This window comes from Streptomyces xylophagus (assembly GCF_000716435.1).
GTDB classification, from domain to species: domain Bacteria; phylum Actinomycetota; class Actinomycetes; order Streptomycetales; family Streptomycetaceae; genus Streptomyces; species Streptomyces xylophagus.
Map to the genome: position 1 here is coordinate 731,927 of NZ_JNWO01000002.1, position 20,981 is coordinate 752,907.

22 protein-coding genes and 1 pseudogene are annotated in these 20,981 nt (G+C 67.2%); 9 read left to right on the forward strand and 14 right to left on the reverse strand.

Annotated features, from left to right (window positions below):
• Window positions 1-33: 33 nt before the first annotated feature.
• Window positions 34-930: an IS630 family transposase gene (locus OO70_RS06685; protein ID WP_051740757.1), complete on the forward strand. Its 897-nt coding sequence runs from the start codon at window positions 34-36 to the stop codon at window positions 928-930.
• Here OO70_RS06685 and OO70_RS52115 read toward each other — a convergent pair.
• A protein-coding gene (locus OO70_RS52115) for an IS5 family transposase (protein WP_407702747.1) occupies window positions 908-1,839 on the reverse strand; the annotation gives its coding sequence in 2 pieces (ribosomal slippage) (window positions 908-1,503 and window positions 1,503-1,839; 933 coding nt in all). The genes OO70_RS06685 and OO70_RS52115 overlap by 23 nt on opposite strands.
• A gap of 56 nt (window positions 1,840-1,895) precedes the next feature.
• Entirely contained in the window at window positions 1,896-2,369 is a 474-nt protein-coding gene (locus tag OO70_RS06695) for a YxiG-like protein (protein ID WP_043665151.1), read from the reverse strand.
• Between OO70_RS06695 and OO70_RS56610 the strand changes: the two genes are divergently transcribed.
• On the forward strand, window positions 2,368-2,685 hold the full coding sequence (locus OO70_RS56610) for a transposase (RefSeq protein WP_078651271.1): 318 nt from the start codon (window positions 2,368-2,370) through the stop codon (window positions 2,683-2,685). The genes OO70_RS06695 and OO70_RS56610 overlap by 2 nt on opposite strands.
• Before the next feature lie 86 nt (window positions 2,686-2,771).
• Here the strand turns inward: OO70_RS56610 and OO70_RS06705 are convergent, their stop codons facing one another.
• Complete coding sequence (locus tag OO70_RS06705; RefSeq protein ID WP_043665158.1) at window positions 2,772-3,482, reverse strand: SDR family oxidoreductase; 711 nt, start codon at window positions 3,480-3,482, stop codon at window positions 2,772-2,774.
• A gap of 117 nt (window positions 3,483-3,599) precedes the next feature.
• On the opposite strand from OO70_RS06705, the gene OO70_RS06710 reads away from it, so the two are divergent.
• Window positions 3,600-3,968: a MerR family transcriptional regulator gene (locus tag OO70_RS06710; RefSeq protein ID WP_043665611.1), complete on the forward strand. Its 369-nt coding sequence runs from the start codon at window positions 3,600-3,602 to the stop codon at window positions 3,966-3,968.
• A 56-nt stretch (window positions 3,969-4,024) separates the two neighbouring features.
• Here the strand turns inward: OO70_RS06710 and OO70_RS06715 are convergent, their stop codons facing one another.
• Window positions 4,025-4,867, reverse strand: coding sequence for an IS5 family transposase (locus OO70_RS06715; protein ID WP_043665614.1), 843 nt, complete (start codon window positions 4,865-4,867; stop codon window positions 4,025-4,027).
• A gap of 198 nt (window positions 4,868-5,065) precedes the next feature.
• Between OO70_RS06715 and OO70_RS06720 the strand changes: the two genes are divergently transcribed.
• Window positions 5,066-5,344, forward strand: coding sequence for a hypothetical protein (locus tag OO70_RS06720; RefSeq protein ID WP_043665161.1), 279 nt, complete (start codon window positions 5,066-5,068; stop codon window positions 5,342-5,344).
• Between the two features lie 23 nt (window positions 5,345-5,367).
• Here OO70_RS06720 and OO70_RS06725 read toward each other — a convergent pair.
• The 7 genes and pseudogenes from OO70_RS06725 to OO70_RS06755 all read right to left on the reverse strand — a co-directional run.
• Window positions 5,368-5,694, reverse strand: a pseudogene (locus tag OO70_RS06725) (transposase); the annotation flags it as partial.
• A gap of 782 nt (window positions 5,695-6,476) precedes the next feature.
• Window positions 6,477-9,161 (reverse strand): RICIN domain-containing protein, encoded by a 2,685-nt coding sequence (locus tag OO70_RS06730; RefSeq protein WP_043665164.1) that lies wholly within the window; start codon window positions 9,159-9,161, stop codon window positions 6,477-6,479.
• A 62-nt stretch (window positions 9,162-9,223) separates the two neighbouring features.
• Window positions 9,224-9,571 carry an L-rhamnose mutarotase gene (locus OO70_RS06735; protein WP_043665166.1) on the reverse strand — a complete coding sequence of 116 codons (348 nt, stop codon included), beginning with the start codon at window positions 9,569-9,571 and terminating at the stop codon, window positions 9,224-9,226.
• Complete coding sequence (locus OO70_RS06740) at window positions 9,568-11,592, reverse strand: hypothetical protein (protein WP_043665169.1); 2,025 nt, start codon at window positions 11,590-11,592, stop codon at window positions 9,568-9,570. The genes OO70_RS06735 and OO70_RS06740 overlap by 4 nt, the downstream gene beginning before the upstream one ends.
• A 71-nt stretch (window positions 11,593-11,663) precedes the next feature.
• Window positions 11,664-12,500, reverse strand: coding sequence for a carbohydrate ABC transporter permease (locus OO70_RS06745; protein ID WP_043665170.1), 837 nt, complete (start codon window positions 12,498-12,500; stop codon window positions 11,664-11,666).
• Window positions 12,501-12,624: 124 nt separating this feature from the next.
• Complete coding sequence (locus OO70_RS06750) at window positions 12,625-13,539, reverse strand: carbohydrate ABC transporter permease (RefSeq protein WP_043665173.1); 915 nt, start codon at window positions 13,537-13,539, stop codon at window positions 12,625-12,627.
• On the reverse strand, window positions 13,536-14,897 hold the full coding sequence (locus OO70_RS06755; RefSeq protein WP_043665176.1) for an ABC transporter substrate-binding protein: 1,362 nt from the start codon (window positions 14,895-14,897) through the stop codon (window positions 13,536-13,538). Before OO70_RS06755 ends, OO70_RS06750 begins: the two co-directional genes overlap by 4 nt.
• A gap of 293 nt (window positions 14,898-15,190) precedes the next feature.
• Between OO70_RS06755 and OO70_RS06760 the strand changes: the two genes are divergently transcribed.
• On the forward strand, window positions 15,191-15,979 hold the full coding sequence (locus tag OO70_RS06760; RefSeq protein WP_043665617.1) for a FadR/GntR family transcriptional regulator: 789 nt from the start codon (window positions 15,191-15,193) through the stop codon (window positions 15,977-15,979).
• Here OO70_RS06760 and OO70_RS55815 read toward each other — a convergent pair.
• On the reverse strand, window positions 15,957-16,223 hold the full coding sequence (locus tag OO70_RS55815) for an Lrp/AsnC ligand binding domain-containing protein (RefSeq protein WP_234336767.1): 267 nt from the start codon (window positions 16,221-16,223) through the stop codon (window positions 15,957-15,959). The genes OO70_RS06760 and OO70_RS55815 overlap by 23 nt on opposite strands.
• A 41-nt stretch (window positions 16,224-16,264) precedes the next feature.
• Window positions 16,265-16,456 (reverse strand): Lrp/AsnC family transcriptional regulator, encoded by a 192-nt coding sequence (locus OO70_RS55820; protein WP_234336768.1) that lies wholly within the window; start codon window positions 16,454-16,456, stop codon window positions 16,265-16,267.
• 88 nt (window positions 16,457-16,544) lie between these two features.
• Between OO70_RS55820 and OO70_RS06765 the strand changes: the two genes are divergently transcribed.
• A complete protein-coding gene (locus tag OO70_RS06765) occupies window positions 16,545-17,036 on the forward strand; it encodes an RBBP9/YdeN family alpha/beta hydrolase (protein WP_078651273.1) in 492 nt (163 codons plus the stop codon).
• Between the two features lie 309 nt (window positions 17,037-17,345).
• Here the strand turns inward: OO70_RS06765 and OO70_RS06770 are convergent, their stop codons facing one another.
• Window positions 17,346-17,969 carry a TetR/AcrR family transcriptional regulator gene (locus OO70_RS06770; RefSeq protein ID WP_043665179.1) on the reverse strand — a complete coding sequence of 208 codons (624 nt, stop codon included), beginning with the start codon at window positions 17,967-17,969 and terminating at the stop codon, window positions 17,346-17,348.
• Between the two features lie 148 nt (window positions 17,970-18,117).
• On the opposite strand from OO70_RS06770, the gene OO70_RS06775 reads away from it, so the two are divergent.
• The 3 genes from OO70_RS06775 (at window position 18,118) to OO70_RS06785 (ending at window position 20,903) form a co-directional block, all read left to right on the forward strand.
• Window positions 18,118-19,113 carry an NADP-dependent oxidoreductase gene (locus tag OO70_RS06775; RefSeq protein ID WP_043665183.1) on the forward strand — a complete coding sequence of 332 codons (996 nt, stop codon included), beginning with the start codon at window positions 18,118-18,120 and terminating at the stop codon, window positions 19,111-19,113.
• Window positions 19,114-19,196: 83 nt separating this feature from the next.
• On the forward strand, window positions 19,197-20,063 hold the full coding sequence (locus tag OO70_RS06780) for an alpha/beta fold hydrolase (protein WP_043665187.1): 867 nt from the start codon (window positions 19,197-19,199) through the stop codon (window positions 20,061-20,063).
• A gap of 33 nt (window positions 20,064-20,096) precedes the next feature.
• Window positions 20,097-20,903, forward strand: coding sequence for a hypothetical protein (locus OO70_RS06785; protein ID WP_051740761.1), 807 nt, complete (start codon window positions 20,097-20,099; stop codon window positions 20,901-20,903).
• Window positions 20,904-20,981 lie beyond the last annotated feature (78 nt).

A 20,981-nucleotide genomic window follows, 5' to 3' on the forward strand; every position in this document is an offset into this window, starting at 1 on the left:
ACAGCAACCATTCCGCGCCGGCGGGAAAGAGCCATGCCCCGCGCAACCAAGAGGGCTCTGACGGCGGTTGTGGTGGACCTTGCCGAGTCGGTGCGTGCGCGCCTGCTGCGGCTCACAGCGTCCGTGACAGCACAGGTCCGGCAGGCCCTACGGGCGAAGATCATTCTCGGTGCGGCCGACGGGCTGGCCAACGCCGCGATCGCACGCGAGCTGAAGGTCAGCGTCAACACGGTGCGCAAGTGGCGGGGCCGGTTCGCCGCCGGTGGCCTGGCAGCTCTGGCTGACGCGAAACGCTCCGGCCGACCCTGTGTCTACGGGCCGCAGGTGCGCGTCGCCGTAGTGGCCGCTGCCACCAGCCCGCCCCCGCACCCGGAGTCGACCTGGTCGCACCGCAAGATCGCAGCGCAGGTGGCGGGCACGGTCTTCACCGCGAACTCGCCGTCCCAGGTCGGCCGGATCCTGGCGGATCTGGATCTGAAACCGCACCGGGTGCGGGGCTGGCTCACCCGCCGGGATACCCCGGACTTCTGGCAGCGGGCCGCCGACGTCTGCAACTTGTACCTCTCCCCGCCCGAGGGTGCGGTGGTGCTGTCCGTCGACGAGAAGACCGCCATCGCTGCGCGATCCCGACGGCACCTTGGACAGGCGCCCCCGCCCGGATGGATAGCCCGGCAGGAGTTCGAATACCGCCGGCACGGCACCGCCTCCCCCGTCGCGGCACTGGACGTGCGAAGCGGCCAGGTCCTCACAGAGATCATCACCCGGAACAATGCGGCCACCTTCACCGCCTTCCTCGATCGACTCGATGCGGTCATCGACCCCAGCAAAGAGATCCACATCGTCCTCGACAACGGCTCCTCGCACACAGCCAAGCACACCAAGACATGGCTAGGATCTGTCCGGCCGATCATGTTCGGAGCCAGATGGTGAGGGCTGCGGCGGTTGCGGTGCCGAGGTAGACGTAACGGCGCTTGTCATAGCGGGTGGCCACCGCCCGGTGCTGCTTCAGCCGGTTGATGGCCCGCTCGACGGTGTTGCGCTTCCTGTAACGCTCCTCGTCGAAGCCCGGTGGCCGTCCGCCTCGTGACCCTTTGCGTAGGCGCGCGGCCTGGCTGTCGGTCTTCTCGGGAATCGTGTGCCGGATGCCCCGTTGCCGCAGATAGTCGCGGCAGGGCCCGTTGCTGTAGGCCTTGTCGGCCGCGACGCTGTCCGGCTTCTTGCGCGGCCTGCCCGGCCCGAGCTTCGGGACACGGATCTTCTCCAGAACCGGCTTGAACTGCGTGCAGTCCGCCCGCTGACCAGGTGTGACGACCAGGGCTAGCGGGCGGCAGCGGCCGTCCGCACTCAGGTGGAGCTTGGTGGTGAACCCGCCGCGCGAGCGGCCCAGACCCTCACCTCCCGCACCACCTCCACCAGGCGGGCGTGCAGGCTCTGCCATGGCGTTTCGTCCTGATGTTCTGGCCCCTCGGCCCCCTTTGACGCGGAGGTCGGCGGCGGGTCGGTGCGGGCGCCCGCCGCATGCTGATGCGCCCGCACGATGGTGGAGTCGACCGAGACGTCCCAGTCGATCTCCCCGGCCGCGTCGGCCTGGGCCTGGACCTGCTGGAGCAGACGCTCCCACGTGCCGTCGGCTGACCACGGCCGGTGCCGTTCGTAGACGGTCTTCCATGGCCCGAACCGTTCGGGCAGGTCACGCCACTGCACGCCGGTCCGTACCCGGTGCAGAATCCCGTCGATCACCTGCCGGTGATCCCGCCACCGGCCACAACTCCTGTTGCTGACCGGCAGAAACGGCCGCAGCCGTTCCCACTCGGCATCACTCAGATCACCCCGCCCCATGACAGGAAGAACGACCAGACCACGCGCCGGTCACAAGATCACACGAATCCTGCTCCCTACTCCGTGACGAAGGGCGTGTATCCGACCGGGACCTCGCTCACCTGAAGGTCCGAGAAGAGCAAGGTCAGGTTGTGTGCGTTGGTCTCAATGCGTACCTCATGGCAGTCGATCCCGAGGGCCTTCGACCAGCGGCGGGTCTTCTCCGACTCAGGGAGAAGCTTGGCTCCCGGGTACAGACCGTGCCACTTCACGCCCCAGACGTATCCGTCGAGGTCGATACCGGTTTCGTGGTCGATGAGCCGGTCGTCCAAAGAGATCCGCCAGGTCTCCGCCGGCACTGACGTCTCGCATCGGGCCTCGACGCAGTACCGGAAGAGATACCGCAGGTGGGACGGCGTGATGCCCGTACGGGGATCAGCCGTCGCGTAGACGATGACCTCGTAGTCGCGCATGTAGTTGGTGTATCCGTGGTGCACGACAGCGTGATCGAAGATCTCGTCCAGCATCTGTGCAAGTACGGCGGTATCCATGCCGTCCTTCTACCTCACTCGACGAGACCTTCGACACCGAGTTGCACGGGTTCAGACGCCATCGCCTCAAAGATCGACCGGACAGGTCCTAGCCGCCCACCCGCGTTGGCACGTGCACTGGACACCGCCCCACGCCTCCTGGCTGAACCAGATCGAGCTGTTCTTCTCCGTCCTGACCCGTCGTGTCCCGCGGAACGGCGACTTCCACAGTCGAGACGACCTCATCGACAAGATGGACACCTACGTCATCCAGCACAACAAGGCCGCGAAGTCGTATCGCTGGACCTATGGCGGCACCCCGCTCAAGACAGCGTGATCGACACCCTCCACGAACTTCTGCGGGACAGCACTGGATCCTCGAACGTCGGCTGAAGCCTGGCCGGGCGGGCGGCTGCCGAAGGGTCAGGCGGCGGGAACCGCCTGCGGATAGAGCACGCTCGGGTCGGCGGACAGGGCGGCCTTGAGCTGGACGGAGTTGTTGTCGGCGAGGATCTCCATGTTCCCGGCCTCGATACCGTCGAGGGCGGCGCGCACGACATCGGCGGGGTCGTTCTTCTCCACGTCCCACCCGGCCATCATGTCGGTGTCGGTGCTGGCCAGGTGCAGGCCCGTCACCGCGGTTCCCTGGCCCGCGAGTTCGAGGCGGATGCCGTTGGTGAGGCTCCACGCCGCCGCCTTCGACGCGCTGTAGGCGTTGGCCCCGTCGTAGGCGAGCCAGGACATCGCCGACAGGACGTTGAGGATGGCCCCGCCGCCATTGGCGGCCAAGACGGGGGTGAACGCCCGGACCACGTTGAGGGTGCCGAAGTAGTTGGTGTCCATCTCCAGCCGGATCTTCTCGGGGTCCCCGGTGACGAGGTTCTGCTGGGTGAAGACGCCGGCATTGTTGATCAGGAGGGTGACGTCCGAGGCCGCGCCCGCCGCGGCGGCGACCGACGCCGGATCGGTGATGTCGAGCCGCAGTACCTCCACACCGGGGAGGTCGACGAGGTGAGGGGTGCGCGCGGTCGCGTAGACCTTGGTGGCGCCCCGGTGCAGGAGCTGTTGGGCGAAGTGCCTGCCGATGCCGCGGTTGGCGCCGGTGACGAGGGCGACGGAACCGGTGATCTTCATGGGGAGTCTCCTGGCAGTGGTGAGGTGATTCCTGTCCGGGCTGTTCACGGGCTACGCTAAAACCTGACGTTGACGTCAGAGGCAAGGAATGTGATCCAGGTCATGGAGGGGGCGTTGATGCGCATCGGTGAGCTGGCCTCAAGGGTGGGCGTGAGCGTGCGGGCACTGCGCTACTACGAAGAGCAGGACCTGCTGGCCTCGGCGCGCAGCCCCAGCGGCCAGCGGCAGTACCCGGACAGCGCGGTCGACCGCGTCCAGCTGATTCAGCAGCTGTACTCCGCAGGGCTGCCGAGCAGGGCGATCCTGGAACTGCTGCCGTGCGTCGAGACCGGTGACGTGACCCCCGTGCTGCTGGACCGGCTGTCGGCCGAGCGGGACCGCATCGATACGCAGGTCAGCACCCTGGTGAAAACCCGGGACCGGCTCGACGCCATCATCACCACAGCCTCCACAGCCAGGAGCGCGGGCCGGCCCTGCCCTCGTTGAGCAGCGCGCCTTCCCCAGGCGTGCGGCAGTGCTGGTCCGCCCGACGTCAGCAGGCGTCACTTGAGTCTCTTGGTGGTGGGCCGTCCGTCCCGGCGGTAGAGCGGGGTCGCGCGGCGGATGAGCATGCGGAGCGTGACGATCGCGGCGGACAGGTAGAGGTGGAAGTCCACAGCGCACTGGCGCTTCTCGGTGCAGCGGCGGAGCTTGCCGAAGTCGTTCATCCATGCGTGGCTCCGCTCCACGACCCACGTCTTGCCGGCCTGGATCGGTGCGGGCACGCCCTTGCGGGCGATCTCGCCGGTGAAGCCCGGTTCCTCGAGCGCGGCTCGGGTCCTGTCACTGTCGTAGCCCCGGTCCACGTTGACGTTGACCTGCTCGGGAAACACACCGGCCTGCTTCTTCGCGGCCTCCAGGGTGGGCACGAGCAGCGGGGAGTCATGACGGTTGGCCCCGGCCGAGACGAGACCGATCGGGACGCCGCGGGCTTCGGTGGCCACTGAGCGCTTCAGGCCCTGCTTGCCCCGGTCGACCGGGGAGCGTCCGGCTCTGTCGCCGTCGCAGGGAGCCTTGGTGATGCACCCGTCGACGGACAGCTCATGGAGTTGGAGGCCGGTCATGCGGTCGTACGCCTGCACGGCCAGCCCGTGGACCTGCTCGGCCCTGCCCAGCTGTGACCCGTACTCGACGCGGCGTCGGATGGTGCGCTCGGAGCACTGGCGGTCGGCGATCCGCTCGTATCCGGAGCCGTGCACCAGGGCGGCGATGACGCGCTCGAAGACAATCCGGTCCGGGATGCGCGGGTTGTGACAGCCGAGCGGACGGGTATCGACATGCTCGGGCAGCAGCGCTGCGAACTGGTCCCACAGGGGTTCGAGCAGACATGACGGCAGCACAGGCACGAGCCCTCCGGCGATCACTGAGCGTCAAGAACTCCATGATCATCCGGGCTCGTGCCTGTCTTGCCTCCGGGTCGTCACACGGCCATTCGCCACACCTACCGCCGGGCTCTCTTAGACGCCGCGCAGATAGGCGGCGTTGAGGGCGTCTACTCCAGTTAGGCTCAGAAGATCACTGTTACAGACCGCTATGAGGGGGCTATGGCCGTCACTTACTTGATGCTTGCGCGGTTGCCTGAAGGAGGCTTGGGTGCCTTCGAGGCTTATGAGAGCGCTGTCCTGCCGCTCCTTGCCGAGTACGGAGGGCGTCTTGAGCGCCGGCTTCGCACTCTGGACGATCGGGTCGAGGCCCATCTCATAACCTTTCCCAACAGCGAGGATCTCTCTGCCTACCGGGCGGATCCCCGGCGTTCTGCCGCTGCACCACTGCTGGAGTCGTCTGGGGCAGCGGTCGAACTGCTCGCGGTGCGCGACATTTAGAGGTGGCGTGGACAAGGGTGCGGTCATGGTCGACGGTTCGGGCGTTCGTCCCAGCGGTGAGTCGTCCACGCCTGCCGGATCAGGCTGCGCACGGTGATGATCGCGTCAGCGAGGTTGAAGAATGCTTCGACGACGGTGGCGCGCCGCTCGTAGCAGCGGACGAGCCGGTAGAAGGCGTTCTGCCAGGCGTGGGTACGCTCCATGTGCCAACGTCGGCTGGCCTGGATGGGCGCCTTCTCGCCTTTGTGCGCAATGAGGCCGTGTAGGCCGCGTTCGTCGAGCACAGCACGGGTCTTGTCCGAGTCGTAGCCGGCGTCCAATTACACGGTGACGTCGACGGGGGAACGCCCGGCCACCTCGCCGCCTCCGGGGTTCGGTCAGCCATGAGGGCAGGGCAGGCACAGGTATCCCGGTGGTCACAGAGCGTCGCAACTCCATGATCACCAGGTCCTGTGCCTGTTCTGCTACCGAGGTACCCCAACGCGCCTACCTGCGCGCGCTCTTACAGTCCCGTTCGTACCGGTGACCGGCGCTATGGCCTCGGGTACTGCCGTGGAAGATGCGCAGGTCGATGCCGCAGATACTCGAGCTGCACAGCGGACTGCGAGTGCTCCCGTGGCAAGCATGCATCCCTCACCGTGGGGTGGAATTGATAGAAGTTCGCGGCCGTTCTTGCGAGGATCGCCGCGGTCTCCGTAGTGGAGGAGTCTGCGAACACCTCCTCGACTGCGCCCGCACCGGCCGGATGTCGTCGACCGTCCAGGTGCGGTGATCGGCCTCGTTGACGAGCCCGGACACCTTGCAGGTCACCTGAATGTGGGCCGTGCGCCGCCGCACCTGCTTCTTCCAGTGGGTGAGATCGCCGTCCGTGACGGACGGTTTACCGGGAGGCCGCGTTGGTGAATGGTGCGTAGCCCCCTCGATCACGTCAGGGCGGTGCGGCCGGCACGGATCGCTCTCCGCCTGCACGAGGTGCCGCACGGACCGCAGGTACATGCCGTCCGGTCCGGAGAGCAGAGCGTCGAGTGTGTCGCTGATCGAGAGCCCAGAGACGGTGGTGGTGGGAAACCGCTGCGATCGGCGGCTGATGTGTGCCGATCGCAGCGGTACCGGCGTTGTCACGCGAAGGGCGTCACTGGATGGTCCAGAGTTGGTTGGTCTGGTTCAGCGGTGTCCACTGGCCGAGTGCGGTTCCTCCAGTGGTCGAGTTGCCAGGAACCTCCAGGACCTGTCGGCTCTCGACGTTGCGGATGCCATATCCGCTGCTGGTCGGTTCGAAGTACCAGAGCTGGTCGTTGCCGCCGTTGTAGGTCTTCTGGACCAGGGCCGCACCCTTGGCGTGCGAGCTGTTGGAAATGTCCAGGACCTTGCCGCTGTTCCGGTTGACGATCTTGTAGAGGTTTCCGCTGACCCGCACGATGTTCCACTGCTGGTTGGCGCCCGAGTTGCTCTGCCACTGGACCACGCTCGCGTCGTCCGCGGTCGACCCTTGGTAGACATCGGCCAGCAGGCCGCTGTTGACGTTCTTGATCGTGTAGTACGTCGACGCGTTGAAGGACGGAGCGGTGGGCGGATTCTCCAGTGCGCCGCCGGCCTGCTGCACGCTGAAGTCGTCGATGTAGAAGTAGCCGCCGTCGGTCTTGGCGACGCGCACGTAGCGGAACTTCTGGCGTGCGTCGATCTTGGCCGTCAGTGTCGCGTTGTACGGGAGGACCGTGGCGTCCTGCCGTCCCAGCACCGTGTAGTCGGTGAACGTGGGGTCGTTGGAGCCGCGTATCTCGAAGTTGCTCCGGGTCTCGGGCTGGTCGATGTCCTGGCGGGTGGTGAACGAGAACTGACCGAGTGCGTACGCACTGCCGAGGTCTACCTGCCACCAGGCCGAGGTGTCGCTGCCGGTGGGGGACCAACCGGTCGTCAGGTCGTTGTCATTGGCCTTGTCCGGTGCCCAGTTGGAGCCGTAGACGGAGGACGCGGTGGCTGTCCTGCCGTAGGCGAGATTGGTCTTTGCCAGCAGTCCTTGGTAGGCCGACTGAAGACCCGAGGCCTGCATCACAGCGGTTCCGGTGGTCGTGTTGTTGGAGAGGGTGACGTTGGGGCCGTTGGCGTTCCGGATGACGAAGTTGTCCGTGTGCGACAGGACGTTGTTCGCCACGGTCATGTTGCTGGAGCCCTCGTCGAGGTAGATGCCGCCCACGCCCGAGGAACACGCGGTGGGCGTGCGGACCACGTCGTGGATGTAGTTGTTGTTGATCACCGTTCCGGGGTCGTTGGAGAGGTGGTAGATGCCCGCCGTGTCGCACAGTTGGTTCACGACGTTGCCGATGCGGTTGTAGCTGACGGAGTTGTCGCCCTCCGCGTTGGCAGCCGACTGCCAGCCCCAGCCCAGGGAGATCCCGGCCCAGGGGGAGTCGGAGATGTCGTTGTGGTCGATGGTGGTGCCGTGCACGAAGCCCGCGTTGATGCCAGCGGTGCCGAGATAGTCCTGGCCGGTGCGGTTGATCAGGTTGTTGGTGACGGTGACCCCGCTGACGACCTCGCGCGCGTCCTCACCCGCGGGTGAGGTGGGCGGGTTGTACACGGTGTGGTACTCGACGTCGGGATCCGAGAACTTGCCCACCGTGATCCCGTTGCCCGCGATGTCCTGGACGACGTTCCCGGTGACCGCGGAGTTGTGGACGCCGTGGTGCAGGTCGAGGGCAGTTGAGCCCATCTTCGTGAAGGTGTTGCCGGTGAAGGACAGGTTGTCGGCGTTCGCGGCGTACACACCGGCCGGCGGGCGGTTCACGTACTGCTTGTTGCTGGGGTCGGCGGAGATGTTGTAGTTGCCGCCCTGACCGTTGAGCAGGCCGTTGTCACTGGCCTCGGTCCAGTTGGTCTGGGTGAAGGTGATGCCCGAGAACTGCAGGTTGTGGACGGGGGAGTTGAGGCTGTCTCCCTTGATGTCGAAGAGCGTCTCCAGGGTCGGGACCTGCACGGCGGCCGACGTCATGGTCTCGCCCGCCCGGGGGAGGTAGTAGAGCGTCTGCGCGTCCTTGTCGAGGTAGAACTCGCCGGGCTCGGTGAGGAACTCGTGGGCGTTCTCGAAGTGCAGGGGAGAGCCGTTGGAAAGCAGCGGATACGGCCGCTGGAAGAGGATGCCGGCCTCGTGGTCCTGGATCGAGACGCTCGCCAGGCCGCCGCTCGTGGTGTACGACTTCAGCCGCAGGTAGTTCTCGGCCCACTGCAGTTGCAGCACCATCTCGACGCGGCCGAAGTGGTCCCAGTTCGCCACCTGGGAGCTGAGGACCTTCAGTACCTGGGCCGTCTTGTCGCTGCCCTGCAGTTGGAAGTTGGAGCCGACATCCGGGTAGCGGGCGCGCGTGGCCCGCACGCCGTTGACGTACAGCTGCCGGAAGTCGAGGTTGCCGACCGCTGCCTTGTACTGGCCGTTGCCGGCCGATGTCCAGCCGGTGATGGACGTGGCGCCGGAGACGACCGGGGTCTCCGAGCCGTACGCTTTGTAGATGACGTTGTGGCCGTTGGTTCCCGAGTCGGCGGTGGTGAAGTCGACCGGGCTGGTGAGGGGGTACGTGCCCCCGCGCAGATTCACGACGATGTCCCCGGACATGGCCGAGTTCACCGTACGCACCGCGTCGCGTGCCTTGGTGATCGTCTTGAAGGCCGCTGATGTGCTGGTTCCCGGGTTGCTGTCACTGCCGTTGGCGGGGTCCACGTAGAAGCTGGTGTCTGCCGCGTGCGCCGCCTGCGCGGGCAGGACGACGGCCGTGGCCACCAGCAGCGTCTGCAACAGTCCCACGATGAGCCGTGCGGGTCTCATGCTGTTGATCTCCTTACCTCGTTGCGCAGCGCGCGCCGGAAGTCCCGTACGCCGCCTGCGTCCTAGGTGGGGCTGTCGGTGCCCGGGTCGCCGAGATGCCAGATCTCGGGGAGGTCGGTCCACTGGCCCCCGGTGCCTCGGTCCGGCCACGGTTCCTGGCACGGATCGGTGAGCCTCCACCACCGTTTGGTCACCGGGTCGGCCGCGAGTGCCGCCATGTCGGCCTCGAAGTACTCGCCGTCGTACTCGAAGTAGGCGAAGAGGACGTCGTGGTGGCGGAAGATGCTGTAGTTGCGCACGTGGGCCCGGTGCAGCGCGGCTTCGACGGCGGGCCAGACAGCGGCGTGCAGGGCGAGGTAGTCCTTGCGCCGTTCCGGGCGGAGCCTGATGGTCTGGGCGATCCGTTTCACTCTCCGACCTCCCCGTCGGGAAGCCCGGCTCCGGATCCCGCCGGCACATCCACGGAGAACGGCGTGCGGTAGCTGGGTGTCCGCGTGCGCAGGCTCAGTCGGAGCGTGAGCCGTATGCGCGTGGAGGCGGGCAGTACGACGGTCAGCAGGGAGCCGCCGACGGGTGCTTCCGCCTCGGTGACGGTCGGCTCCCCGTGGCCGTAGTCGTACATGTCCCCGACCCATGAATCGTCCTCGCAGGTCGTGTAGCGCACCGAGGTGATCGTGTGTTCGGCGAAGGCGCCGGCCTGGACGCCGACCGTGCAAGCGCGGTCGGCGGAGAGGTTGACCAGCTCGACGACGGTGGCTTCAGGGGCGATCGATGTCACCAGGGCCGCCACTTCGGGCGGGAGTCCCGCGCGGCGCGCCTCGCCGTCGTAGTAGCGCACCCGCGCCTGCTGCAGACCGCCGTTGTAGAGGACCTGGGGACCGCCCCATGTCAGCTGTACGAGCGCCTCGGTGACCACCGGGTTCGACTGCTGCCACACGTGGATGTCCTCCTCGGCCACGTCCAGATCGCGGTAGCGGTCCATGCGGGCGAGGCGGTGGCGGACCTGCGCCTGGGCTGCGGCGAGGATGCGTTCCGGGTAGGCGGGATCGTCGCCGGCGAGGAAGGCGAACCAGGCCTCCTCGTGCCCGGACTCCTCCTTGGCCCGGAAGGCCCGCACGTCACGCCAGTCGAGTCCGCCGGCATCGCGCAGTCCCTCCAGCCGGGCCAGGTCGGCCGGAGCGGCCGTGTGATGCCACAGCGCCACCGGCACGGCGGGGGTGACGGGGTTGTGGTCGAACCATCCGGAGTCGTTGTGGCGGAAGGGGATGTGCAGGGTGGGTGTGTGGATGTCAGGACCGAGTTGGGCGAGCCATTTGGCGGGGAGGCTGGAATCGGCTTCGGTGAAGGCCATCACCTTGCCGTGACCGATGAGAGTGTCGAGGCTGGTCGTGACCATGGAGAGGTAGTCGTCGTCACCGGTGACCGTCGCAGCCGCGAGTGCCGCCACGCATGCCGCGTGGCCGACGCTGTGCCAGCCGTGCGGCCAGGACCAGCCGTAGTGCCCGCCGTACCAGCGGCCTTCGAGGAGGCCGCCGACCGTGCCGTCCGGGCCGACGTTGTCGGGTATCAGACCGCCGTTGGCCTTCGCGCGTTCATGCCATGCGCCGACGTACTCGACGATCCAGTCGCGGTAGCGTTCCTCGCCGGACAGGATCCAGGCGTTGAGGACCAGCCCGGCCGCGGCGAGGTTGACCGCGGTGTCGCCGCTGCCCATGCGGTCGCGCATCTGGCTGCCGAGGCGTGGGTCCGCGGACAGCGGGGGTTCGGGGGCGTCGGCCGGCTGGATCCAGTCGAGCGGAAAGCCGTACAGCTCGGCTTCCTTGGGCAGCCAGGGGTAGGAGTCGCTGTCGGACAGACCGCGCCGGTCGGGGTCGCTGCCGTTGTGGGGGCGCCTGATGATGCGGTGGTCGGGGTCGTAGTTGCCCTTCGCCGGATCGACGTACAGCTCGGCGAACCGCACGGCGCGTTGCGACCAGCGATCGGGGGCCGCCATGCACAGGAAGTAGAGCAGCAGCAGACTCTCGCCCTGGTGGAACCAGTCGTAGCCGCGCTCGAACTCGTCCTTCAGCATGCCCAGTTCGGTCAGCTGCCGGGTGACGCCCTCCCAGTGCCTCTCGGCGGCGGGCAGCAGGTCGTCCGCTCCGCCGAGCAGATACAGCTGGGGCCAGTTGAAGAACGCCTCGTAGAAGTCGTCGACGCCGTCACGGGTGGAGAGCTGTCCGTTGTAGTTCAGGCGCCCGTCCGGGCCGGTGAACTCCCGCTCGAAACGCCGCCAGGCGTGGTCGAGCAGGTCGAACAGCGCGCGCTGTGCCGGCGCCCAGCCGGGAGGTTCGAGCAAGGGCACACTGGCTCGCACTCCGGCGGAGGACACCGGGCCGTCGGAGGAGGCGGTGTCCTCGCCGGCAGAGCGATCGGCAGGACTGAAGGGCATGGGAACGTCTCCGTTCGGGAGAGGAAGGCAGTGGAAACGCGCGGAGGCCGGCGGGACGACGGTCCCTGACCTCATTCCTTGGTGGCGCCGGCGAGCATTCCGGTGACCAGGAAGCGCTGCGAGAACAGGAAGACGACCAGGACCGGAGTGATCGCGACCAAGGTGGCCAGGGCTAGTTGAGGCCGCTCGACGGCGAGGGATCCGACCGTCGGGTTGAAGGAGGGCACGCTGCTGAGCAGGGTGCCGACACCCACCTGCACCGGCATCTGGTCGCTCTCGGGCAGCATCACGTAGGGCAGGAAGTAGTTGGTCCAGTTGGCCACGAAGCTGAAGAAGCCGACGAGTGCGACGACGGGCGACGCGAGGGGAAGGGCGATGTGCCGGAAGACCCCGAACTCGCCGCATCCGTCGATGCGGGCGGCCGCCAACAGGTCCCGGGGCACCGCGGTGGTGAAGTAGATGTAGGTCAGATACACCCCGAACGGATAGAACGAGTACGGCAGGATGATCGACCACATCGTCCCGATGAGATGCACGGCGTTGAGCTCCAGGAACAGGGGGACCACCAGCGTCGCGTTCGGCATCAGCATCACGATCAGCGTGGCGACGAGCAGAGCACGACGTCCGCGGAACTCCGTCATCGCCAGCGCGTAGCCGGCCGGCACGGCGACGCACAGCGTGATGACCAGGGAAATGCCCGCGTAGATCGCCGAGTTGCGCAGCCACAGCAGGATCGCGTTGTCCTGGAAGGCGGTCAGCGCATGCCAGTTGGCCTTGAGCGCGTGCCAGGAGCCGAAGGAGAGCGGGTTGCCGTGCACGAGCTGGTGGTCGGTCTTGGTGGCGGCCAGGACGAGCCAGAGCACGGGCAGGACGAAGAACACCGTGAACGCGGCGAGTACGGCGGCCACCAGCGCCCGGGAGGCGTAGCGCCGGGCGGGAGGTCGGCTGGTGCGGGGAGGCCTGTGCGGCGTGGGGCTCGGGCTCGCGGCGGCTTCTCCGCGGCGTGGACGCACACCGGGGTGCGTGGGCGTTTCACTCGGCATCGAAGAATCCCGACCGTGCTACGAAGAGGGCGGCGGCCGACAGACTCACGATCAGGAGCTCGACAGAGACGGCTGCGGCGCCGTTGATGTTGTTCATCTGGAAGGCGAAGTCGTACGACAGCTGGTTGAGGGAGTAGTCGCGTCCCGCCACTCCCACGCTGGCCAGGGACAGCAGCTGTGGCTCGACGAAGAGCTGGGCGCCGCCGGCGAAGGCGAGGATCACCATGTAGACGATCCATTTGCGCAGCATAGGGATCTGTACCCGCCAGGCGGTCTGCCAGGCACCCGCCCCGTCGATGCGGGCTGCCTCCATCACGTCCTTGGGGATGTTGTTGAGCGCGCCGTAGATGACGACGATCCAGCCGCCCGCGCCGGTCCAGAACGCGATGATCGTGAACAGTAGAGGCAGGTGGCCGGGGGCGATGACTTCGCCGAACGTGTCGTATCCGAGGGCGTCCAGGAGGGAACTGACCGGGCTCACCGTGGGGTCGAGCATGAACAGCCACACCAGCACGCTCGCGGCGCCCGCGAGAGCACCGGGAATGTAGAAGAGGAATCTCAGAGCCTTTCCGGCGCCGCCGGAGGCGAGCCGGTGCAGCAGCAGCGCGAGGCCGACCACGATCACCACGAGCGAGACGAGCCAGAACAGCAGGTAGAGCCCGACGTGCTCGAGGGCCGGCACGAATCGGAAGTCCTGCATCGTGGTGACGAAGTTGTCGAAGCCGGTGAACGCGCCCTGGGCGTTGCTGAAGGCGAAGTAGACGGCGTAGGCGGTCGGGACGACTCCGAACGCGATCAGCAGCACGAGGTAGGCGGCGACGAACGCGGCGCCCGCCCGGCTCTGCCGCCGGGCGCCCTGGGGACGCCGACGGACAGAGCCGGCGGGGGAGTGGGTCACGGTCACTGGGAGACCTTGTATCCGTTGGACTGGGCGTACTTGACGATGGAGTCCTGCCAGGCGGGCAGCAGCGAGACGATGGTCTTGCCCTGCGTCAGGCCGGGCTTGACCGTCGCGGCCCAGATCGCTTCCTGGCTGAACTGGCCCGAGCCCCAGCCCGGCCAGACCTGGGTGGAGGCGTCCTTCAGCACGTTGACGTCCCCCGCGAAGTAGCCGGAGGCGTTCTGCTGCTTCAACCAGCTCTCCGCCGCCGGGGCGTAGGCGGGGAAGCCGGGTGCGACCTTGCCCTGGTAGGCGTCGTCCGTCGTGACCCAGGTGAGGAAGTCGGTGGCCGCCTTGATGTGTTCGGAGTGCTGGCTCAGCAGCCAGGTACCGCCGCCCACGTTGCCGGTCGACGGTGAGGTCTCACCGCTCCACTGGGGTATGGGCGCCGCCGCGATCTGTTTGGCCGGCGTCTTGAAGGTGCCTTTGAACAGCGCGCCGCCGTACCAGGAGGGGCCGGGCATCATCAGGACCTTGTCGGCCTTGTTCTTGCCGAAGTCGGTGCTGAAGACCCCACTGATGGACATGGACTTCTTCTTGATCAGTACGTCCATGAGCTCGGCCATCTTGGTGCACGTGGCGCTGGTGGTGTTCACGGAGACGGACTTGGCGCCGGTGATGTGGTTGGCACCGCACTTGCCGGCCCACAGGTAGATCTCCGGCGTGAAGGAGTCGCCGGCATCGCCCACCAGGTATCCGGGGTGCTCGGCGGCCACCTTGTCGCCGAGCTGCTGGTACTCCTCCCAGGTCGTGGGCACCGTGTAGCCGAACTGCTTCATCAGCGGCGCGTTGTACCAGAGCACGGCCTGGGAGAGGTCGTTGCGCAGGCAGTAGACCGTGCCGCCCACCGTGCAGACGTCGTTGGCGCCCGCGGCGAACTTTCCGAGGGTCTGCGCCGGGACGAGGCCCTTGTTCAAGGGGGCCGCGAAGTGGGCGTCGACCGCCCAGGTCACCTCGTTGTTCTGCGAGCTGAAGACGACGTCCGGCCAGCCCTTGCCGGTGCGGTTGAACAGCTGGACCTTCGTCTGCAGGTAGTTCGACCCATTGGCGTCGCCGTCGTAGGTGACGATGTTGAGCTTCACGTCCGGGTGGAGCTTCTGGTACAGCTTCGCGGCAGCCAGCCGGGTCGAGTCCGCCCAGACGGTCAGAGTCCCGTTCTTCTGTGGCACCTGATTGAAGCCGTCCTTGCTGCTCGTACCCGTGGAGCCGCCACCACAGGCCGTGGCGGCCGTGACCACGACGGCCACGCACCCCGCGAGGAGAACCGATCGCCGTTTGGCCAGCGCTCTGCTTCGGACAACGGACTGCTTCATCGCGGTCATGAGTGACTCCATTACATGGCTGGCGTGCAGAGGATCGTCGCCCCGAAATTAGGCGCCTTATACGGGCCCTGGTCAAGAAGATGTGCAGTCACAAAATTGGATTCTCTGGCCACATGGTCCGCCGATATGCGCAAATTGGTTCGGTATATGGCTAATTTTGCAATGAGTGGCAACGAGTGGTTGCCGGGATCACAGCAAGATAAGTACGATTCATTTCATCGAGTGAGGTGTTCAGTAGAGTGACCACGAAAGGACGGGCTCGCTCTGTGAGACCAGCGATGGGGGTAAGCCAGATGAACGACACGTCCGCGACCGGGACCTCGTCGGCGTCCAACGGGGCGACGTCTTTGGGCGGAGGGGCGGACACGGGCGGCGACTACCGTCCGGGCTATGAGCTCGTCGCGGAGCGGATCCTGGAGTTCATCGCCGAGTCAGGCCTGGTCCCCGGCGACCGGCTGCCGACAGAGAACGATCTGGCCGGGCGGCTGGGCACCAGCAGGGCGGTGGTGCGCGAGGCCGTCAAGATCCTTTCCGCCCTCGGGCGGATCCGAGCACACAAGGGCCGCGGTCTCTTCGTCTCGGACGACGAAGGCATGCTCAGTGCCAGTCGCTGGGGCGGGTTCTTCCGACCTACCGACCTGGACCACATCTTCATGCTGTTCCAGTTCCGCAGGATCCAGGAGATGGCCGCCGCCGGCATCGCGGCGACAAGTGCGACCCCTGCCGAACTCCGGGCGATGGAAGTGGCAGTGGAGACGTGCCGTCACGGCTTCGTCCACGGACAGGTCGACGTCTTCAACCAGGCCGATGACGACTTCCATGCCGCGGTCGCGGCTGCCTCCCACAACAGCTTCCTGGTCGACGCCGTGCGCGACGCGCGCCGGCTGCAGAGGCAGTCCAGTGCCCTCGGTATCCACGACACGCTCAGCGCTCAGTCCGAGGCCGCCGTCGAGGAGCACGCCGCCATCTACGAAGCCGTACGTGACGGCCGGCCGGAAGCTGCGGCGCAGGCCACCGCCGTGCACCTCGACAGGACGCTTGAGAACTACCGTCAGGAAATCAAGCGGAGGGTCTTCGGGTAAGGGGAGGAGGGGGCAAGTGCCGCGGGTCAGGACGTTGACGGTGCCGTCGGCAAGGGCTTGGGTGGGTAGCTCCGCAGGACGAGTGGGGTGGTGACCGGTCCGTATCGGCGAGGGCGTCCACGACCTGTTCAAGGCGTTCGGCGTGGGAACAGTGCACGTCGAGCAGCAGGCAGTCCTCGCCGGTCACGCGGAGGATCGAGATGACCTCAGGCGTCTGGGCGGCACGGGTGAGTGCTTGGGACAACTGCGCGTGGGTGGTGCGCAGCCGGACGACGGCATGGATGTTCAGTCCGACTGCGGCTGGGGCGATGACGGCGCGGTAGCCGCTGTTGATCCCGTCCTTCTCCAGGCGTGGACGCAGGCGTCGGCCGCCGGTTGGGACAGTCCGACTCGGCGTCCGACCTCGGCTCCGGTGAGCCGGCCGTCGGTCTGGAGGAGTTCCAAGATGGCTCGGTCGATCTCGTCGAGTGATTCCATCGTTGTCACCGCGACTTGCCTTGAGATCACTTGCTGAGCTCGATCGTTCCCGCTGATCCATCGAGAATCGCCTCGGGGTGTCCCCGCGATGTGCGGATGGGGTCCCGCAGCGGTCCGGATCGCGCCGGCCTCGTGGAGTGAGCCGGACCTGCCGGACCGGGTTGCCGCAATCCCGGCTGCCTACGAGATCGCCTCCCGGCGCGACCAGCAGGTGGTGTTGGTGGTTCACGGCCTGGGCTGCTGGGCAGCCGCGCTCTGGCTGGAGCAGCCGCGACCTGGCACGGTGACCGCGTTCCTGGTCGCCCCGCCCGATCCCCAAGGACCGGCGTTCCCACGTGGGGCCGCATCGACGTTCGTGTGCCTGTCCGCTCGCCCATTGCCGCGTCCGAGCCTGGTGGTGGCCGGCGACGACGACCCCTACTGCGACCCGATGACGTCCGCCTCCTTCGCGTGCGAGTGGCAGGCGCAGTGGCATCTCATCGGAAGCCACGGCCACATCAATTCCGACGGCGACGTGGGTGATGGGGAGCCGGGCCGGGAATTCCTGCCCCGCTGTCTGCTGGCGGACGGCGCCGTCTGATCGACCGCTGCCGGAACCGCGGACAGTCAGTGGAACCGTCGGACAGAACCCAGGCCCGGTTCATCAACTCGTTGATCAGCTGGGCGTTCTCCGCCGAAACGGTGACTGCCGACTCGAATGGAAGTTGTGGACAGGGTTTGCGGCTGTCCGTTGTCCGCACTGCAGGGCTGGATGTTCTTGCCGAGTTGCGCGGCGCGGATCGCGGCGACGTACCGCTCGGGCCGGCGCCGAGGACGATGACGTCGTAGTGCGCGCTCATGACGTGCCCCCTTTCCGGGGTGGTCGATGGTTGGCTTGTGGAGCGAGTGGTCATGCGGCGCGGTGGTGGGGTGCCAGGGTGGCGTGGATCTGGTCGCGGATGTCGGCGAGGACGGCTTCGTCGCTGCGGTGCAGGTGCACGGTGGCGGTGGTGCTGATGTGGATGATCGCGGTGATCACCCGCGCCAGCGTCGCCGCGTCGTCGGCACCGATGTACTCGTTGCTGGTGAGCAGGCCGGTGACGCCGTCCTCGAGACGGCCGGCAAGGGTTAGACCCGCTTGCCGGTAGGGCTCGGCCGGGTCGCCGAAGACGAGTTCGTGCAGGTATGTGCGGCCGTTCTCGATGTGCTCCCTCAGGCACTCCACCACGGGACGGATGAGAGCGGCGACCGGCTCCAGTACGCCCTGCCCGGCGGCGGCGTTCGCGGCGGCGAGGCCGACGTCGATGGCGGCGGCGAACTTCTCGTTCTGCACCATGATCAGCAACTCGGCCTTCGTGGACGCGTACAGGTAGAGGGTGCCGATCGCGACGTCGGCCCGGTGGGCGATCTGCTGCGTCGTGACCCCGCTGACGCCGTGTTCGGCGAACAGCTCACGGGCCGCGGTCATGATGCGCTCGCGCTTGGCCTGTTTGGCCCGCTCGCGGCGCCCGATCGGCATGTGACCGCGTTCCATGGGGCCTCCCTTGACAAGAATTCTGAGTGCACTCATAGTTGAGTGTACTTGGGTTGGCCGAGTGGGGCGAGACCCCGGAAGTCGCGCTGAATTGGCCGACCTGGTCTCAGACCTGGATAAATAGGATGAAGGCAAGGAGCGACGCCCCATGAGAGCGTTCGTCGTCACCAAGTACAAGGAGCCGCTGCAGGAGGCGGAGGTCCCCGAGCCCACCGTGGGGGAGCACGACGTGCTGGTGCGGGTGGAGGCCGCCGGGCTGAACCCGCTGGACGAGAAGATCCGCGCGGGTGAGTTCAAGCAGATCCTGCCCTACAAGCTGCCGCTGATCCTGGGCAACGACGTCGCGGGCACCGTCATCGGCGTAGGGGCGGCGGTTCGCGGATTCAAGCCCGGAGACGAGGTCTACGCCCGGCCCGCCGCGGACCGCATCGGCACGTTCGCCGAGCGCATCGCCGTCGCGGAGAGCGACCTGGCGCTCAAGCCCGCCTCGATCAGCATGGATGAGGCCGGCTCACTGCCGCTGGTGGCGCTCACGGCGTGGCAGGCGCTGGTGGAGCGCGGGAAGGTGCGGCCCGGGCAGAAGGTTCTCATCCACGCCGGCGCCGGCGGGGTCGGTTCGATCGCGATCCAACTCGCCGCACACCTCGGTGCGAGCGTCGCCACGACCGCCGGCGGTTCCAACGCGCACTTCGTGCGCGCGCTCGGCGCGGACACGGTGATCGACTACCGCACCCAGGACTTCGAGCAGCTCCTGACCGGCTACGACCTGGTGTTGGACGGCATCGGTGGTGAGACTCTCGAGAAGTCCCTGCGGGTGCTCAAGCCCGGCGGCAAGGCCATCGGGATCGCCGGTCCCCCGGACCCCGCGTTCGCCCGCGAGGCAGGCCTGAACCCGCTGCTGCGCCTCGCGGTCGCAGGCCTGAGCGGCAAGATCCGCAGGCAGGCGAAGAAGCTCGGTGTGACGTACGAGTTCCTGTTCATGCGCGCCAGCGGCGACCAGCTCCGCCAGATCACCACCCTCATCGACGAGGGCGTGGTGCGTCCGGTCGTGGGCAAGGTGGTCCGCTTCGACCAGACCCCGCAGGCGCTGCAGTCCCTGTCCCAGGGCGGCATTCGCGGCAAGGCCGTCATCGGCAACAGCTGACCCGCCGCAACCGCGACGGGCGACACGAAACGCACAGCCACACGAAACGCACGGCGACACAAAACACGCAAGGAGAATCCGTCATGAGCAGCACCGACATCCCGAACGAAGCCGTCATCACCTCCTACGCGAAGGCCCCGGCCCGCACCGTCAGCGCCGGCGGCGTCACCTACGCCTACCGCGAGCTGGGACCGAAGGGCGGCATCCCCGTCGTCTTCTTCGTCCACCTCGCCGCGACCCTGGACAACTGGGACCCCCGCATCGTCGACCCCGTCGCGAAGGGCCGTCACGTCATCGCCTTCGACAACCGCGGTGTCGGGGCGTCCACCGGCCAGGTGCCGGACAGTGTCGAGGCGATGGCCGACGACGCCTACGCCTTCGTCAGGGCGCTCGGGTACGACAAGATCGACGTCTTCTCCTTCTCCCTCGGCGGCATGGTCGCCCAGGCCCTGGTGGTCAAGCACCCCGGCCTCGTCCGCAAGCTGGTCCTCACCGGCACCGGGCCCAAGGGCGGCAAGGACATGGACAAGGTCGCCAGAGTCACCTACTGGGACATCCTGCGCGCCACCTTGACCCGTTCGGACCCCAAGGAGTTCCTGTTCTTCAACCGCAACGCCACCGGCAAGCCCGCCGCACGCGCGTTCGTCAACCGGCTCAAGGAGCGCACCGTCGACCGCGACGCGGAGATCAAGACCAAGGCGTTCCAGACGCAGCTGAAGGCGATCAAGAAGTGGGGGCGCTCCGCCCCCGACGACCTGTCGTCGATCACGCAGCCCACCCTGATCGCCAACGGCGACAACGACCGCATGGTGCCGTCGGTCCTGTCGGAGGACCTGCACCGGCGCATCAAGGGCAGCGAGCTGATCATCTACCCCGACTCCGGGCACGGCGGCATCTTCCAGTACCACGACCGGTTCGCCCCGGTGGCGGTCGAGTTCCTCGCCCGATGACGACCGCCTGACCAGGAAGGGAAGAGCAACGTCATGAGCACGTCACCGGCCGTCGCGCCCCCGGCAGTGAAGAAGCCTCTCACCTCCTCGATCCTGCTGTGGGTGCGCACCGACCAGCCCCGCCAGACCGGCATGGACCACTGGAAGGGCCCGCACTCAGGGATCATCTCCGCCACCCCGGGCCTGGAGGAGTACCGGCAGATCCACCTCGCTGAGCACAACACGGGCCTGTGGCCGGCCATCGACGGGGTCCAGACCGCGATCCCCGCGGACCGGAAGGTCGACGGCGTTGCGGAAGTCAGCTTCCAGTCGGCACTTGGTCCCCTGAAAGGGCGCAAGCAGACGAAACTGGCCTACGCCGACGAGATCAACGTGTTCCGTCGCACCCTGCTCTACGCCGGCCCGCCGAACTCATCCCGCTGGTACGACGTCGCAGGCCCCGGAGAGCCGGTCGGTGCCCGCGTTCTGATCTACCTGCGCCGCAGAGACGGCGTCGGCGCCGGCGACTTCCGGAAGTTTGTCAACGAGCAGCTCGCTCCCGCGCTCGCCGGCACCGGAGTGCTGAAGGAACTGCGCACGCAGACGTTCCTGCCCTGGATCGAAAAACTCTGGGACACCCCGGACGTCGCCCACGACAACCCCCACGACCGGCACTTCCACGCCTCGGTCAGCCTAGGGTTCACCGACACCGCGGCACGGGACGCCTTCTTCACCGGCAACGTGATCGAGGACCTGTCCGACCGGCTGGCCCCGCAGGTCTCCGCGATCCATGCCTACGACGTCAGCGCCGCCCTCACCTACGTCAAGAACGGCGAGATCCTCCCGCGCTACGAGGAGTGAGTGGCGCGGGCTCTGCTCAGCAACGCATCCGCGCCACGCTTCCCGGCCCTCCTCGCGCCCCCCGTCGCCGTCCGACAC

Coding starts and splice junctions, on each gene's coding strand:
- OO70_RS06755 (WP_043665176.1), bottom strand. CDS start 14,897: ATGACCGCGATGAAGCAGTCCGTTGTCCGAAGCAGAGCGCTGGCCAAA.
- OO70_RS06780 (WP_043665187.1), top strand. CDS start 19,197: ATGAGCAGCACCGACATCCCGAACGAAGCCGTCATCACCTCCTACGCG.
- OO70_RS06685 (WP_051740757.1), top strand. CDS start 34: ATGCCCCGCGCAACCAAGAGGGCTCTGACGGCGGTTGTGGTGGACCTT.
- OO70_RS55820 (WP_234336768.1), bottom strand. CDS start 16,456: ATGGAATCACTCGACGAGATCGACCGAGCCATCTTGGAACTCCTCCAG.
- OO70_RS06770 (WP_043665179.1), bottom strand. CDS start 17,969: ATGGAACGCGGTCACATGCCGATCGGGCGCCGCGAGCGGGCCAAACAG.
- OO70_RS06760 (WP_043665617.1), top strand. CDS start 15,191: ATGAACGACACGTCCGCGACCGGGACCTCGTCGGCGTCCAACGGGGCG.
- OO70_RS06695 (WP_043665151.1), bottom strand. CDS start 2,369: ATGGATACCGCCGTACTTGCACAGATGCTGGACGAGATCTTCGATCAC.
- OO70_RS06740 (WP_043665169.1), bottom strand. CDS start 11,592: ATGCCCTTCAGTCCTGCCGATCGCTCTGCCGGCGAGGACACCGCCTCC.
- OO70_RS56610 (WP_078651271.1), top strand. CDS start 2,368: ATGCCGTCCTTCTACCTCACTCGACGAGACCTTCGACACCGAGTTGCA.
- OO70_RS06710 (WP_043665611.1), top strand. CDS start 3,600: ATGCGCATCGGTGAGCTGGCCTCAAGGGTGGGCGTGAGCGTGCGGGCA.
- OO70_RS06720 (WP_043665161.1), top strand. CDS start 5,066: ATGGCCGTCACTTACTTGATGCTTGCGCGGTTGCCTGAAGGAGGCTTG.
- OO70_RS06765 (WP_078651273.1), top strand. CDS start 16,545: ATGTGCGGATGGGGTCCCGCAGCGGTCCGGATCGCGCCGGCCTCGTGG.
- OO70_RS06705 (WP_043665158.1), bottom strand. CDS start 3,482: ATGAAGATCACCGGTTCCGTCGCCCTCGTCACCGGCGCCAACCGCGGC.
- OO70_RS06730 (WP_043665164.1), bottom strand. CDS start 9,161: ATGAGACCCGCACGGCTCATCGTGGGACTGTTGCAGACGCTGCTGGTG.
- OO70_RS06775 (WP_043665183.1), top strand. CDS start 18,118: ATGAGAGCGTTCGTCGTCACCAAGTACAAGGAGCCGCTGCAGGAGGCG.
- OO70_RS06785 (WP_051740761.1), top strand. CDS start 20,097: ATGAGCACGTCACCGGCCGTCGCGCCCCCGGCAGTGAAGAAGCCTCTC.